The organism is Paenibacillus plantiphilus (genome assembly GCF_927798095.1).
Taxonomy (GTDB): domain Bacteria; phylum Bacillota; class Bacilli; order Paenibacillales; family Paenibacillaceae; genus Paenibacillus_Z; species Paenibacillus_Z plantiphilus.
Map to the genome: position 1 here is coordinate 67,436 of NZ_CAKMMF010000006.1, position 14,995 is coordinate 82,430.

At 49.8% G+C, this 14,995-nt stretch carries 13 protein-coding genes; 3 read left to right on the forward strand and 10 right to left on the reverse strand.

What is annotated here, in order from left to right:
* Positions 1–65: 65 nt before the first annotated feature.
* The 5 genes from L6H65_RS06880 to isdC form a co-directional block, all read right to left on the reverse strand.
* Positions 66–845, reverse strand: a complete 780-nt coding sequence (locus tag L6H65_RS06880) for an ABC transporter ATP-binding protein (protein WP_236339763.1) — start codon at positions 843–845, stop codon at positions 66–68.
* Positions 835–1,821: a FecCD family ABC transporter permease gene (locus tag L6H65_RS06885; RefSeq protein ID WP_236339764.1), complete on the reverse strand. Its 987-nt coding sequence runs from the start codon at positions 1,819–1,821 to the stop codon at positions 835–837. The genes L6H65_RS06880 and L6H65_RS06885 overlap by 11 nt, the downstream gene beginning before the upstream one ends.
* On the reverse strand, positions 1,818–2,759 hold the full coding sequence (gene isdE / locus L6H65_RS06890; RefSeq protein WP_236339765.1) for a heme ABC transporter substrate-binding protein IsdE: 942 nt from the start codon (positions 2,757–2,759) through the stop codon (positions 1,818–1,820). The genes L6H65_RS06885 and isdE overlap by 4 nt, the downstream gene beginning before the upstream one ends.
* A gap of 83 nt (positions 2,760–2,842) precedes the next feature.
* Positions 2,843–7,033 carry an NEAT domain-containing protein gene (locus L6H65_RS06895; RefSeq protein ID WP_236339766.1) on the reverse strand — a complete coding sequence of 1,397 codons (4,191 nt, stop codon included), beginning with the start codon at positions 7,031–7,033 and terminating at the stop codon, positions 2,843–2,845.
* A 76-nt stretch (positions 7,034–7,109) separates the two neighbouring features.
* Positions 7,110–8,249 carry a heme uptake protein IsdC gene (isdC, locus tag L6H65_RS06900; protein WP_236339767.1) on the reverse strand — a complete coding sequence of 380 codons (1,140 nt, stop codon included), beginning with the start codon at positions 8,247–8,249 and terminating at the stop codon, positions 7,110–7,112.
* A gap of 523 nt (positions 8,250–8,772) precedes the next feature.
* Here isdC and L6H65_RS06905 point away from each other — a divergent pair.
* Genes L6H65_RS06905 through isdG form a run of 3 tightly spaced genes read left to right on the forward strand, consistent with a single transcriptional unit; the run spans position 8,773 to position 11,865 of the window.
* Positions 8,773–9,723: an ABC transporter substrate-binding protein gene (locus L6H65_RS06905; RefSeq protein WP_236339768.1), complete on the forward strand. Its 951-nt coding sequence runs from the start codon at positions 8,773–8,775 to the stop codon at positions 9,721–9,723.
* Between the two features lie 10 nt (positions 9,724–9,733).
* A complete protein-coding gene (locus tag L6H65_RS06910; protein WP_236339769.1) occupies positions 9,734–10,732 on the forward strand; it encodes a FecCD family ABC transporter permease in 999 nt (332 codons plus the stop codon).
* The gene (isdG, locus tag L6H65_RS26545) at positions 10,729–11,865 is read left to right on the forward strand and encodes a heme oxygenase (RefSeq protein WP_290370324.1); all 1,137 of its coding nucleotides are present in this window, start codon (positions 10,729–10,731) and stop codon (positions 11,863–11,865) included. Before L6H65_RS06910 ends, isdG begins: the two co-directional genes overlap by 4 nt.
* Before the next feature lie 94 nt (positions 11,866–11,959).
* Here isdG and L6H65_RS06925 read toward each other — a convergent pair whose 3' ends face one another.
* The 5 genes from L6H65_RS06925 to L6H65_RS06945 form a co-directional block, all read right to left on the reverse strand.
* A complete protein-coding gene (locus L6H65_RS06925; protein WP_236339770.1) occupies positions 11,960–12,925 on the reverse strand; it encodes a hypothetical protein in 966 nt (321 codons plus the stop codon).
* Entirely contained in the window at positions 12,922–13,455 is a 534-nt protein-coding gene (locus tag L6H65_RS06930) for an RNA polymerase sigma factor (RefSeq protein WP_236339771.1), read from the reverse strand. Before L6H65_RS06930 ends, L6H65_RS06925 begins: the two co-directional genes overlap by 4 nt.
* Before the next feature lie 146 nt (positions 13,456–13,601).
* On the reverse strand, positions 13,602–13,946 hold the full coding sequence (locus tag L6H65_RS06935) for a hypothetical protein (RefSeq protein WP_236339772.1): 345 nt from the start codon (positions 13,944–13,946) through the stop codon (positions 13,602–13,604).
* A gap of 17 nt (positions 13,947–13,963) precedes the next feature.
* A complete protein-coding gene (locus L6H65_RS06940) occupies positions 13,964–14,383 on the reverse strand; it encodes a hypothetical protein (protein ID WP_236339773.1) in 420 nt (139 codons plus the stop codon).
* A gap of 152 nt (positions 14,384–14,535) precedes the next feature.
* A complete protein-coding gene (locus L6H65_RS06945) occupies positions 14,536–14,952 on the reverse strand; it encodes a VOC family protein (RefSeq protein WP_236339774.1) in 417 nt (138 codons plus the stop codon).
* Positions 14,953–14,995: the final 43 nt, after the last annotated feature.

The window sequence follows — 14,995 nt, forward strand, 5'->3', positions numbered from 1 at the left end:
ACTCATACATTTTACTATAATATTCCAACAAACCGCAATCTCAGTTGTTATCCGCTTTGCATCCCCTACCCCCTCCCGATCCCTAGAGGAACGATATACATGCCTGTCTGCTCATCATGCTTAATGGCGACCTCGACACCATAAATCTCCCGCATCATCTGCTCCGTTACAATCTGCTGCGGAGCACCCTCAAGCATCGCCTGACCGTCCTTCATAACGATCAGTTTGTCACTGTAGCGTACCGCTTGATTCATATCATGCAGCACCATGACTATCGTTAATTTGTCGCGCACATTCAGCCTCCTGATCAGCTCCAGCACTTCAATCTGATGATACACATCCAGAAAAGTAGTCGGCTCATCCAGAAACAGAATCGGGGTCTTCTGTGCAAGCGCCATCGCAAGCCATACTCGCTGCCGCTCGCCGCCGGACAGCTCAACAATCCGCTGCCGCCGCTTGCCAAGCAGGTTGGTGCTTTCGAGCGCCCACTCAATCGCGTCCTCATCCTCTTGCCCCCGCTGTGACCACATGCTTCGATGCGGCAGCCGCCCAAATGCCGTCAGCCCTTCAACCGTCAGGTCAGAGGGTGCATCATTCTGCTGATGCACGACAGCAAGCTTGCGAGCCAGCTCCTTGGGATGATAGGAGGCGACCGCCTTGCCATCCAGCACCGCTGCACCGCTCTGCGGAGCGAAGTTGCGGGCCATAACGCCCAGCAGCGTCGACTTCCCGCTCCCGTTCGGTCCAATTATCGTCGTAATCCGGCCGACCTCAATCGTCCCTGATATTCCTTTTAGCTGATCCTGTTTTTTATCATAGGAAAATGTAATCCCCTTAAGCTCCATAATTGCGACCACTCTTTCTTAGCATGAATACTAGAAAAGGCCCGCCAATAATGGTCATTATAATGGAGGCGGGAATTTCAGTTGGCGCCAGCAGCGTTCTGCCCAGCGTATCCGCCGACAGGATCAGCAGAGCCCCCGCCAATGCGGAGAAAGGTATCAATGTCCGATGATCCGAGCCTACGAGCAGCCTCGCAATATGCGGCACAAGCAAACCGACGAAAGCGATCAAGCCGCCGACGGCTGTCGCTACGGATGCAAGCAATACGGCAATAACCGATATGATGAGCCGTGCCCGTGTAACCCGCAACCCCAGATTGCCTGCGGTCTTGTCCTGCAAGGACAGCATGTTGCACCACGAGCATACGAACAGCGACAGCAGCAGTCCTATCGAGCCGTACAGTCCTAATATTTCGACGTCTGACCAGGTTTTCATCGTAAAAATAGAGCTAACCGCTTGATTGACCGAGGTTACGGCATAGCTGCCGCGATAGTTAAAGGATTGTCCTAAGCCAGTGAAGGTCGCATTGATCGCAACCCCAACCAGAATAAGCCGCATCGGATTAAGGCCCGTCCGCCAGGAAAGCGAATAAACCAGGAAGCAGGCAAACGCCCCTCCGAGAAACGAGAATAACGGCATCCAGAAGAACATCGCCGGGAAAATCGTAACCATGAGCAGCGAGATAAAGCCCGCTCCCGATGATATTCCGATCACCCCCGCATCCGCCAGCGGATTGCGCATGACTGCCTGCAGCAGCACCCCGGACACCGCCAGCGCTGCTCCCGTCAGCAGCGATACAATAATGCGCGGCAGCCGCAAATCCCGGATAACCTCCACATTTTCATTCGTCCCGCTGAACAATCCTTGTACAAGCTCCATAAACCCGACCTTAATGCTGCCTGTCGTCATCGAATAGATCGTGACGCCAAGCAGCAATGCGGCAACAGAAATATAGCTGATCCACTGCTTCCTTCTCATGATGGATACAGCATCGCTTTCAAGGCGTCCATCGCTTCATTAACCGCAAGATTGCCCGTTGTGCCGAACAAGGCTTCCTCCAGATCATAGACGCGGCCTGTCTGCACGGCATTGAAGTGCTTCCAGATATCGTTCCGCTTGAACTCCTCGTCGAACATCTTCACAACCTCCTCCGGCATGCCGTGAGCAGCCCTTAGAATGACATCGGGATTGGACTGCTGCAAGTATTCCGTATTCGACGCAAGGAATTCGACGGTCTCGCCTTGTACGATGTTGACACCGCCCAGCAGACGAACCAGATCGCCGATGTAGGAATGCTCAGTCGCAACCAGATAGCTGCCCGGCACGCCAAGCAGGATGAGCACTGTCGGCTTCTCCTTTCCTTCAACCGCTGCACGAATTTCGTCCAGCTTGTCCGTATAGCCGCCAACAATCCCAGCCGCCTGCTCCTCACGCCCATACTTGGCCCCTAATTGAGTGATCTCCCTCTGCATGTCTTCCAGGCTGGTCAGATCAAGAAATGTTGCCGGTATGCTGGCATTGTTGAATACTGGCTCCAGCTCATATTTCAGTGTTGTTACGGACAGCACCTCTGTCGGCTTTAACGATTTCACCATCTCCATATCCGGGCTCATCGGATTGCCGACCTTCGTCAAGCCTTCATACCGTTCAGGCAATTGCTTGGCGCTTTTCGGTATGCCGACCAGATCGATGCCAAGGGCATCCATGATCTGTGTAATAGCTACGGTAGTAGATACGATGCGGTACTCCTGCTCCGTTGACTCTTTCTTGCCTTCCGGCTGCACAGCCCTCGACGAGGGCGGATTGGATTCCGCTCCTCTTCCATTTGCTCCTTCTCCAGCTGCCGAGCAGCCCGCCGCTAACATCAGCAGAAGGGATAGCGCCGCCAGCCAGAATGATCGATTCAGCCTCTTCATATAGCCTCCCGGGAAACAGTGCAAAGGACACCAGCAATGCGGTGTCCTCCTGCAATCTGTTGAATTTCATACAGCTTGAATGATTATTTCGCTGATGCTTTGGCAGCCTCGGCTGCTTTGGTGTCCGCGTAATCTACTGCGCGCAGAATAAGTGTAACGACCTGCGCTCTCGTTGCAGCGCTCGCTGCGCCGAACTTGTTGTTCTCCAGTCCGTTCATAAGACCGTATTTCACAGCCGCAGCAACATAAGCTCTCGCATAGGCCGGAATTTCTCCCGCATCCTCGAACGCCAGCGCTGCGTTGTCTTCAAGCGGCAGGCCAAGCGCTCTCACGATCATGACTGCGATCTCTGTACGAGACACCTCTTTGGCCGGACGGAATGATTGGTCTTCATAGCCGCCGATAATGCCCGCTGCAACCGCCTGTTCAACGAACGGTCTCGCCCAAGGCTGGATTTTGTCAGAATCAATAAACGCTACTTTGTTTGAACTGCCTTCCAGCTTCAATGCTCTGCTGATCATTGCAGTGAATTCAACCCGGTTGACAGCAGCATTAGGCTTGAAGCTGCCGTCAGCGTAACCGGTAACGATGCCGAGCTGCACAGCACGATTAATAGCTGTTGTCGCCCAGTGAGCTTTCGCATCCTTGAATTCGTTGACAGGAGCCTCCCCGCCAGATCCATTACCGTTATTCGTGCCAGCTCCTGTCTGCTCTGAGCCGGTTTCTTTATCCCCTTCCTTGTCCGTACCAGTCCCTGTACCTGTGCCTGTGCCTGTGCCTGCTCCCGGTCCCGGTGTTACTATCGGTTCTGTTCCTTCCTCCGGATTCGGCCGTTCTATGACCGCCCCGAATGAATCCGATCTCCAGTCATTAACCTTCGTATAAGAGCCCAGCTCAATCTGAACATCATATTGATGATGGTAATTCACTGCCGGCCAATCGACCTTGACCCACCCGTTCAGCTTCTTCGACAGATCGGATACGGGGAATTTCACCCGTCTTGTATTGTCAGTCGCATCCGCCTCCACTGTTGCCGGTGTCGAGCCTTCTACCGTAAAGCCAGAAATTTCTTTGCTTTGCTTCAGCTTGATCATGACATATTTATTGCCGTTCTCTACAAGCAAGCGGGCTGGATGTGCAACATATTCATCCATAACAGAGGTTTGCGAGGTCCCCTTCTTCAGAATCGTGAGGTTCAATTCGTACTTGCCGTCAGCAAGTCCCACAGGCGGGGTAACTCCGCCATTGCCCCCAGTACCTCCGGTGCCTCCTGTGCCACCATTGCCGCCATTGCCGCCGCCATTCTCTCCACCTTCGGACCCGTTTCCACCCTCAGGGTTCGGCTGCTCTATAGATGGCCCGATCACATCAGCGCTCCACTCATCGACCTTCGTATAGGAGCCCAACTCGATCTGCACCTCATATTGGTGGTGGTAATTAGCTTCCGGCCAATCTACCTTCACCCAGCTCTCAAGCTTCTGTGACAGATCAGATACTTCGAATTTCACCCGTCTCGTATTCGCAGCCATATCTGACTCAACGGTTTCCGGTGCTGCCCCTTCAATGGTGAAACCTGTAATTTCCTTGCTTTGCTTCAGGTTGAGCATGACATACTTATTGCCATTCTCAACGAGCAATCGGCCTGGATGCACCGTATATCCATCCATTACAGAGGTCTCTGCGGTGTCCTTCTTCAATATTTTAAAGTTCAACACATATTTCCCATCTGCCAGCCCCACAGGAGGATTGACGACCCCGCCCCCGGAGCCTTCTCCGTTGACAGAGCTGTTAAATGCCGCAACAGCTGCGGCCAAATCTGCTTTGGCTTCTTCTACAAGCACCTGTGTCGCAAGCCAGCTGCCTTTGACACGAACAGCCTGAATTGCGCTGTCCAGCGCGTCTTTGGCGGACTGTGGATATTGTCCTTGTTCTGTACCGATTGCTGCCTCAGCGCTCAGCTTAACCGCAGCTGTCACATTCGCATCCAGCGACGTTTTCGTAATATCGGTATGCAGCAGCAGACGGATGTTATGCTGTACGCCATTAATCGTTATTTGCGCATTCACCGTTTTATGCAGATCATTGATCGTTGTCAGAGGACTGACTGGAAATTGAATAACTCTTCTTTTGTTAGAAGGATTCTCGCTAAAGACCTCAGCCTCGACCAGTTGGCCGTTTTGCTCGGTCTTAAAGCTTGAAATTTTGTCCATCTCTTTGAGAGTAACGGCAACGTAAGGCTGATTGCTAACCATTTTGGCGCTGGAAGCCATGAAGTAGCTGCTAAGCGCGGACTTAGCGAAGCTCTCGTTCTCATCCAAAACGATTAATTGAATCGCACTTGCCAATGTTCTTTCAAACTGGGCGAGTGCAGCTGTAAGCTCCGTAAAAGCCTGATCAATCGGTCCTTGCGAAACGAACCAGGTTCCTTTCGATTTCGCGGCTTGAATAGCCGTCAGCAGAGTCGTCTTGTTGGACTGCAGGGACTGTCCGTAGTAATTGCCGACTGCTGTCTTATCGTGCTTCGTTTGCGCTGACTTGACGAGAGCGTCTAGATTCGTTTTGTCAATGGTGCGGTTAAACAGCAATCGAATCGTATGATCCATTTCATAAGGATCGCCATTCGGCAGCTTAGTCGAAATGTGCACCTGCGCATCCAATACACCGGAAAGGTCCGCTACCGGGAATTGGACCACACGTTTATTCGCGTTAAGGGACAGAACCTCAGTATCCACCAGTTGCCCGCCCTGCTTCACCTTAAAGCCGGTAACTACCGCGCTGTCATTGACAGTCAGCTTGACAAAGGTATTTCCATTGACAAGCACTGCCTCTGGCTGCTCAAAATATTTGTTCATCGACGAGGTGGAGAAATTATCTGTCGCGTGAATGGCAGTCATCGTAATGGGCTTCGCAGTTGCATGATCTGTTATTTGTGCCCCTTGGAAAACGGCAAGGGCAGCGGTCAAATCATTCTTCGCTTCACCGATCAAGGTCGGCGTTGCCAGCCAGCTGCCTTTTTTCTTCGCCGCATCCATCGCATCTCTCAGCGTATCCTTGGCCAGCTGCGGATACTGCCCGTTCCATACGCCATAGCTTGCAGTCGCATACGTATTCTCAGCTGATTGAACAAAGGTGTCAAAATCCCCTTTGGCTGCAAGCAAGCTGCTGTCCGGGTTGAAGAGAACACGTACAACTTTCTCGACAGTCCCTCCTGCTTCCGTGACAGACAGCTTCAGATAGAGGGGCGCAGTCAGATTCGTAAGGCTGGCTTTGTACCGGACCGAATTCGCTGTACTCGATTGAACGGCAGCATCACGGTAGAAGCTTCCATCAGTCGAGAACTGTACCTTGCTAATAAGCCCGCTGTCCACGGTGAAGCCAAAGCTCGGCACTTTATATTCGTAAATAATTTCAGACGAAGTCAAATATTGAGAAGCATCGGAACTCTCGTAGTCATTGGACCCATGAATCGTAATATAGGCAGCAGGCTGAACCGCTTGCTGGAATTCCTTGATGCCCTCGCTCAGGAAAAAATTCGCAGCAGCAATCTGGATCTCATTCGAATTCGCATCTTCTTCAATCTGTTTAGCGAATAGAATAAGGTCGCTCAGCACGAGGATGGTCGTGTCCGTATGCTTGCCGGAGGCCTTCCCGTCGTTTAATGCCGTCTCAGCCGCACTAATCTGGACGTCCAGCGCTGAACGATCGCTATTGTAGACGGATTGCGTAACGGACGAGCTATGCATTTTGAAATGAATATTGTATTTATGGTTATAAAGGAACGGCAGAGCGCCATCTGGAATATGCACATGCATGTTGCCTTCGTACAGGTGGTTCAAATTCTCAATCGGATATTTGACGATTCTGTAATCCGTGCTGTACTCGATTGGCTCAGGCGCCCCGACAAACGGAGCTGTCTCCGCATATTTAGGATTGATTCTGAGCTTCAAATCCTCCGTTATATTGACAACTGGCGCTTTGTTCGCCGTAGTTGCGCCGATATCAAATTGTTTAATCCAATCACTGTTTCTCAGCAGTGTATAGACATACCCCTTGCCGTCCTTGACTTCAAGGTAGGACAGATCCTCCATGAACGATGTCATGGCCGACAGCTTATCGGTATTATAGCTGAGCGCATCCATATCGACTGCGTACCAGCCGTCGCTTGGCAGATCGGAGGCTGCATCCGCTTGGGCCGGGTACATCTGCGCACTTGCAAGCAGCACCAGCACTGCTAGAAAGGCTGCTATTTGTTTGAACCATTGATTTGTAGTCATTTGTTTCTGTTCTCCTCTTTTCTCTCGTCATGTATTGGTATGGCAGCTTGCTTCTCAACTATTAAAAGCTAGCTGGCTATGCGGATCGGCCTGTGCTGCGCTTGCGTACAAGCCAGAATCCAAGCCCGCCGACAGCAGCAGCCGCGCAAGCACCGACAATAAGCCAGACACCCGTGTTTGAAGCTGCAGCTTTGGTCTCGACCGGCTCAGCGGCTAAACCCTCTGCAGCAGCCGCTTCAACAGCGCTTGCCTCGACCTCAGTGCCCTCCTCCAGCGGCTCAACTGCTGAACCCTGCCCGCTTTCGTTCACCGAAGCCGTCTCCTTCACTGTATCTGTCGTCGGTGCAACTGTTGAACCCGTTTGTGCTTGTCCGGTTGAAGCTCCCGCACTCTCCTCTGGCTCCGCTTCCGATGCCGCTGGCGCTGCTTGCTTGGCCCCATCATCGCTTGCCGTCGTGCCAACCACCGCTATTGTTGGCGCTTTATCGCCCTCGGTTTCCTTTGTGCTTTTTACCGTGGGGCTATCAGCCGCCTGTTGCCCGGCAGTCTTGGTGCCACCGGATGCATTCTTGCTCTCTGTCTCTGTCTCTGTCTCTGTCTCTGTCTCTGTCTGCTTGGCATCAACTTCTTTGGGCTTTGTCGGCTTAGCTGGCTGTGCCGCAGCAGGCGCAGTCTTCACTTCTGGAGCTTGCACCTTTGCCGCTGGCTCCTCCTGCACGACAGCCGGAGCCGCTTCCGGCTCGACGACAGCCGGCTTCACCAGCTTGAAGCTATCCATTTGGAACACCATACGAATGGTGTAGTCATGATCGTAGTCAATGTCTTCTACTGTCACATGAATTTTGGCTGTAATCGGCTTCGATACATCATCCGCCTTGAACGAAACGACCCGCTTATCAGCCGCTTTATCGGTGCTGACGACTGTAGTCGCGACATAATTGCCGCCTGCTGATACGTTGAATTCTGTCACCCATTTGCTGTGGTTCAGCGTCATTTGGACCGTCGTCTGGCCCCTGTCCACAATAACCGTGGCAGGCTTTTCCCAATAGTCATTCGCCATGGAGACTGAATCGTCTTCCGCCTTAAGCACAACATATTCCGCTGTATACGTTCCGTCTGCCAATTTCGTCTGCCCATGAACGATGGAAGCTGTCATAAGCATAGTCACGCCAACCATTACGGTCACCCAGAGCTTAAAATCTAAAATCCGCTTCATTTTCTCACCTCCAAAGCCGATAAAATCACGCATTTTTGCGAATGTTATTTTTACCATATAATAGGTAAATCACGATAGTGGATAAATAAATTTATTAAATGATTATCATTCTCAATTAGATGTGAAAAAAAAGACTTTCTCACATCGTATGAAGGATTCCAGCTCTTCGCCACCTTGTCAAACCCGACGTTAACCAACCGTGAATTCAAGGAATTCACATTGATTTCTGCGTTGACATCATCACATTATCAGCCACTCCGATCGCATCTCTCCTCTTTGTTTGCTAGGCTATCAAGCTTTCCAGACGATATTACTCTATTCTAATTGAGAACGTCAACCATTATTTAGCTATTGAAATTCCCTTTCATTAATACAATATTTTCATAATTTAATCAAATAAAAATCAAAAAAATAAAAATATATTTATTCTGCTTTTTCATTGACTTTCATATTGAGAATGATTATCATTTTAGTGATATTGATTATCACTATCAAACATTAACGTGAGGAGCAGTCAGTTTTGATGAACAAAGCGTCTCTCTTTATTTGCGCTTTACTTCTGCTTGCTGCAGCAGGCTGCGACGGCGGATCAATGCAAGTCTCCTTGGATGCAAGGCCGGGCGATGCCGTACTTACAGTGACCGACTTTGCCGGGCGACAGGTGGCCTTTCGTGAATGGCCGAACAATATTATTGCATTAACGAACGGCGAGACAGATATTATCTATGCGCTAGGAGGCCAGCTTGTCGGCCGCCCTTCCTCCTCCACTCCGCTGGCTGATTCGAGCGCCGAGCAGGTGACGCAAATCGGCAGCATTCATGAGGTTGATCTGGAGCAAATAACGCTTCTCCGTCCTGACGTCGTGCTTGGCAGCGATCCGATGAATACGAAGGACATTCCTGTCCTTGAGGGGATCGGCTCCAAAGTAATTCTGACAAGCGCCAACTCAGTCGACGAGATCAAGCGGCAGATCACCCTTTTTGGACAGCTGCTGCGGAAGGAAGAACGAGCAGCGGCAATTAACAAGCAGATTGAGGCTGAAGTAATGGAATACAGCAAGCTTGCAGTCGCTGACAAACCGCGAGCTTTGCTCATATACGGTGCTCCAGGCACCTTCATGGCTGCGCTGCCGAACTCGTTAAGCGGCAATATTCTGGAGCTCGCGGGCGGATTTAATATCGCAGCAGACTATCCTCGATTGCAAAGCTACCCGCAATATGCCCAGATGAACACAGAGCGTATTGTCGAGGCGAATCCGCAGGCTGTCTTTATAATGACGCATGGCAAGCCCGAAGAAGTGAAACAAAGCTTCGTGAAGGAGATGCAGACGAATCCCGCTTGGAACAACATTGATGCTGTGAAGCAAAATAAAGTCGAGGTGCTGCCCTCCGATTTATTCGGCACAAATCCGGGGACTCGCATAGTCGATGCGCTCGCGTTCATGCACGACAAGCTCGCAGCAGTCCGGCATTGAAAGGAAGCTCATGAATAAAGAACAACGTGCGAAGAGAAGAAGGCTTGTCCTCGTCATTACGCCGCTGCTTCTGGCGGCAAGTGTATTATTCGGATTAACCGGCGGCGCTGTATCCATACCGCTGCAGGAAATATGGACCATTCTGACAACCGATACACCATCGGCGCAGGCAACAATCATTATGGATCTCAGGCTCCCCCGCGTGTTGGTCGGCTTGCTGACCGGCGCTTGTCTTGCCGCAGCCGGCGCTATTCTTCAAGGCGTTATGCGCAACCCTCTGGCAGATCCGGGCATAATCGGCGTGTCTGCCGGGGGCGGCCTTGCTGCTGTTGTAACGATGGTGCTGCTGCCGCAGTTCAGCTATTTGCTGCCCGCTGCCGCATTTGTCGGCGCTTTTGCGACCTCCATCATCATCTATGCGCTGTCTTGGGATAAAGGTACATCGCCAGTCAAAATCGTCTTGGCCGGTGTAGCGATCAACGCCCTGCTCGGAGCTGTCATGAACGGCATTATGGTCGTTTACAGCGACCGAATTCAAGCCATTCTCCCGTGGTTATCCGGGGGGTTGAATGGCCGAAGCTGGCATCATTTGACCTTCATGACCCCTTATGCCATTATCGGGCTTGCGCTGGCGATGCTGGCAATCAAACCGGCGAATTTACTGCTGCTTGGCGATGATTCAGCCAAATTGCTTGGGCAAAAGGTAGAGCTGCAGCGATTGCTGCTTATTCTGCTCTCCTCGCTCCTTGCAGGTACAGCGGTCAGCGCCGCCGGTTTAATCGGCTTCGTCGGACTTGTCGTTCCGCATGCTGTCCGGCTGCTCATTGGCGATGATTACCGTTATTTGCTGCCGGTATCCATTACAGGCGGCGCAGCCCTTGTCATATTCGCGGATACAATAGCGCGCTCCTGGTTTGATCCGATCGAGCTTCCAGTCGGAATATTGCTGGCATGCATCGGCGCACCATTCTTTTTATATCTACTTAGGAAACGGAGTAATTGGCGATGACAGCGATCCAAACAAATGGACTAGCGTTAGAGGTGGGCATGTTCCAGCTGCTCGACGTATCGGCCGCTGTACCGGAAGGGAAAATGACCGCCATTGTTGGCCCCAACGGCTCGGGGAAATCCACGCTGCTCAAGATCATTGCCGGCTTGCTGGCTGCGGACAGCGGAAGTGTTGTTGTCCAGAATCGGCCAGCAGCCGATTATTCCAGGGCGGAATTTGCCAAAATGTTGTCCATGCTGCCGCAAGCGAAGGATATGCTGCCTGAATTGACAGTGCGCGAGCTAATCGCTTACGGCCGTTCTCCGCACAAGGGACTGTTCAAGCAGCGCTTGAATACAGAGGATGAGCAAATTATCGATTGGGCAATGAAAGTGATGAGCATACGCAGACATGAGGACCGAATGTTCCATACTTTATCGGGAGGTGAACAGCAAAAGGCGCGAATTGCGATGGCATTGGCTCAAAAAACCGGCATCATCCTGCTCGATGAGCCGACAACGTATCTGGACATAGCTCATCAGCTTGAGGTGATGGAGATGCTGACCGAGATTAACCGGGCGTACAACATCACCGTAGTCATGGTTCTGCATGACCTTCAGCAGGCGGCTGCCTTCTGCGATCATATGATCGCGATGAAAGACGGCGAGATTGTGGCAGCAGGCATTCCACAGCGTATCATAACGCCACGCTTTCTGAGAGAGGTCTACGAGATTGAGGCCAAAGTCAGCTTTGAAGAACAGTATCCCGTCATTATCCCTATACCTAGAAACCACAAGGAGGAAACAACAATGATTATCGTTACGAACACGTCCCACATCACGAAAGGCAATGGCGACAAGCTTATCGAGCGTTTCGATCGGATCGGCAAGGTGGAAGGAATGGATGGTTTTCTTGGTCTGGAGGTTCTCTTCACCCAGAACCTGTCGGAGTATGATGAAGTGTCCGTCGTTACCCGCTGGAATTCGAAGGAAGACTTCCAGAACTGGACGAAAAGCGAGGCCTTCCGTGAATCCCACTCCAAACGCAAAACCCCGGACTATATTATTTCCAACAAAATCATCTTCCAGGAAGTGAAGGTGAAGCGAAACCCGATTCCTTACGAGACACCGGTAATCAAGGCACAGGCGCAATAAACGATTATAGAGCCGAGAACAAACGGGCCAATGCTCAAAGAAGCGCCGAACACATTCAAAAGTGTTCGGCGCTTTGGTTGTAATTCGGAATATGTCAATCGCTCACGCGCACAAGCTTATCCTCGCCAGATGCATATCGATAGCCTCTGTTTCCGTCACTGGAATGAACCCAAAATTGCTGGTTGTCAGGGTTATAGCTTATAGCATCTTGTGGTTCAGCTTTCAAAGCGACGCTGACATCAACCCACTCGATTCGGTCACCGACTTTTTTATGGATATAGATCGTGTTGTTCTTTTTAACGGAGGTCACCGCTATCACCTCTGTTATGCCATCCCCATCCAAATCAGCTTCGTAGACATCCGAACCCATTATGGTACTAATGACAGGAATTCCGTCCTCAATGGTTAACCATAACGTACACACGTAATGAATATCAGGTCCGCCGCATCCACCCGACATTCGAATATTCGATTGACCGAAAGCGTGGCTCCTCAACATTATAACATCACGCAAATAACCGGGTCCGATTTCATAAAAAAAACTTTCCTCAGAACCGTTATCATCTGCAACCTCGATACCGAAGTAAAGATCCTGCCGCTCATTCTCCGGATGTACATAACTAAGAAATTTGCCAATGCCATCAAATGCGACCTCTTCCTTCATAATAACGGTTGATTTATTTTTTCGCTCCTCCACCTGCGAAGAGAGATATTTGCCATCACCTTCATTATTCACCAATACAGCAGGGGTGTTCTGATAGTCCAGCTTCCACTCCTGATCAGCTCCACTTTCTACTGAACCTCCTCCTGTACGCTGGTCCGTAGCAGATTTCAGAAATGGAAAGAGCGACGGGTTGCTGTTATACAGAACAATCATGAATGAACAAACCGTTATACTAGCCAGCAAGGCGATGGATAGCTTGAAGCGGGTTGATTTCTTGGATGGCTGTCTCTGCTCAATGCGACGGATGACCGCTCGTTTCATATCGTCGGAGAATCCCTCCTTCTCCATGAAGCCTGTCCTGGCTTTCGCATACCACTCTGGTTTCACATGATTCATTGTTCTTGCTCCCTCCATTTTCGCTCTACTTCCTTACGGGCCCGATAGAGTCTTGACTTGACCGTCCCAGCCGATATATTCAGCAGCTGTGCCATCTCCTGCATGCTCAGCTCATGCTCCAGATCGAGCACGAGAACCTCTCTTAATTTTCTGGAAAGCTGCATAATAATCGCCCATATGTCGGATGCTGTTTGCTGCTCCATATAAGCAATTTCAGCAGACTGGGCCGCCTCGCGATATTTTACATTCTCGAATAAAAATATTTTGCGAAAATAGCTGGACCGCATCTCATTTATTGCTAGATTTCTGGTAATGGTGAAAAGCCATGTTTTTAAGGATGACTGTCCTCTGAATGTATGTATGTTATAGTAAGCCTTGATGAATACTTCCTGTGCAATATCTTTTGCTTGCTCGTGATTTTTCGTTATTGCATATGCATATCTCCATACCTCGTTTCCATATTCATTCATGAGCATGTGCAGCTCCGTACTACTAACACATTCTGCATATTTCAAATACTCCGATTCCATCTATTCACCTCCAACCTATTAGACAAGACGCGATATCGATAAGTTCCCTAAATATGAAGAAAGCCGGCAACCATTGGATAAATGGCTGCCGACTCTCTGTTTTAAGAAATATAGTAGAGACTATGATTTCAGGGAATAAGAATGAACTACCAGCCCGAACGCGGTCGTTGGATAGCATCCGTTTCTCTATCGATTTCGTTCATCATTTCTTTAATGCGGTCCAAACCTTGCTGAAGCTGCTTTTGATGAGAATCAAGACGATGGGCAAGAGATCTGACCTGCACCTGAGATGGTGGCTGAGGCGCTTGCGACAGCTCGATCAACTCTTTCTCTATGGCATCAATACCGATTAAACCTGTACCGAGCATTTCAATGCCAAACTTTGCTTTATCAGCGATGTGATCAATTTTCAAGGCAGTTTCTTTAGCTTGATTGTTTCCCCATCCGGAATTATAGTTGGACTGACCAACCGGCGGTGTGTAATCGCTCATAAAAACAAGCCTCCTTATTATTTCTGATATTTATCTGTAATCTCATCGATTTTATTCGTCAGCTTGTCGATTTCATCTGTTAAACTATCAATTTCATTCGTCAATTTGTCTACGTCTTTAATGTTTCTCTGAACCTCGTCAATATTTCCGGTCGCAGCAACAACTTTAGACATAACCTCTTGCGCAATGGATGTTACAAGAACCTGCACATGGTCAGGAGCGTTCTGTCCCACTTGCCCAACCAGTCGGTCAATCAGTGGCTTGATTTGAGAAAGCGTAGTTGCTGCATTCGTTAATTCACGTCCGCAGGAGTTTAGCTCGGAGTCAATTTTATCGGCAACCCGGTCAATCTTTGATTGCGTGAGCTGATCAATTTCCCTGACTACTTTATCGATATCATTCGCCATTTCACGTACTGCGCCTTTTCCAACGAACATCGAGCTCTCCCCCAGTATGTTTTACAAATTCTTGAATCATCTTAAATTATAAGGTAGAAACTATTTTACTTCAATATAAATTGATACAAGGGACTTCCCCAAAGGCTGTTACCTTTGAGAAAGCCCCTTCTGTCACAGCAAAAGCTGAAATTCTATTGCTGGCTGAGCGCGCTCTCATCCATATACATAAACTCCCATAGATGACCGTCAATATCTTGAAAGCCCCATTCGTACATAAAGCCGTGGTCTATAGGCTCCTTGGAAGATGCAGCTCCGGCAGTCAGCGCCTTGTTGACGATCTCATTCACCTTCTCCTTACTGTCGGCAGACAGTGCTACAATGACCTCCGTACTTGTCTGCGCATCCGAAATTTCTTTCCTAATAAAGGATTTAAACTTATCCTCAACCAGCAGCATGACGAAAATACTATCGCTAACAATCATGCAAGTAGCCGTTTCGTCTGTAAATTGGGCGTTGAATTCGAACCCGATCGCAGTAAAAAACGCAACGGATTTGTCCAGATCCTTAACTGGCAAATTAACGAATATTTTGTCTGCTCTTAATCCCACTACAGATCACCTCAGATGATTTTTTTTGAGAAGCTGTCCATAT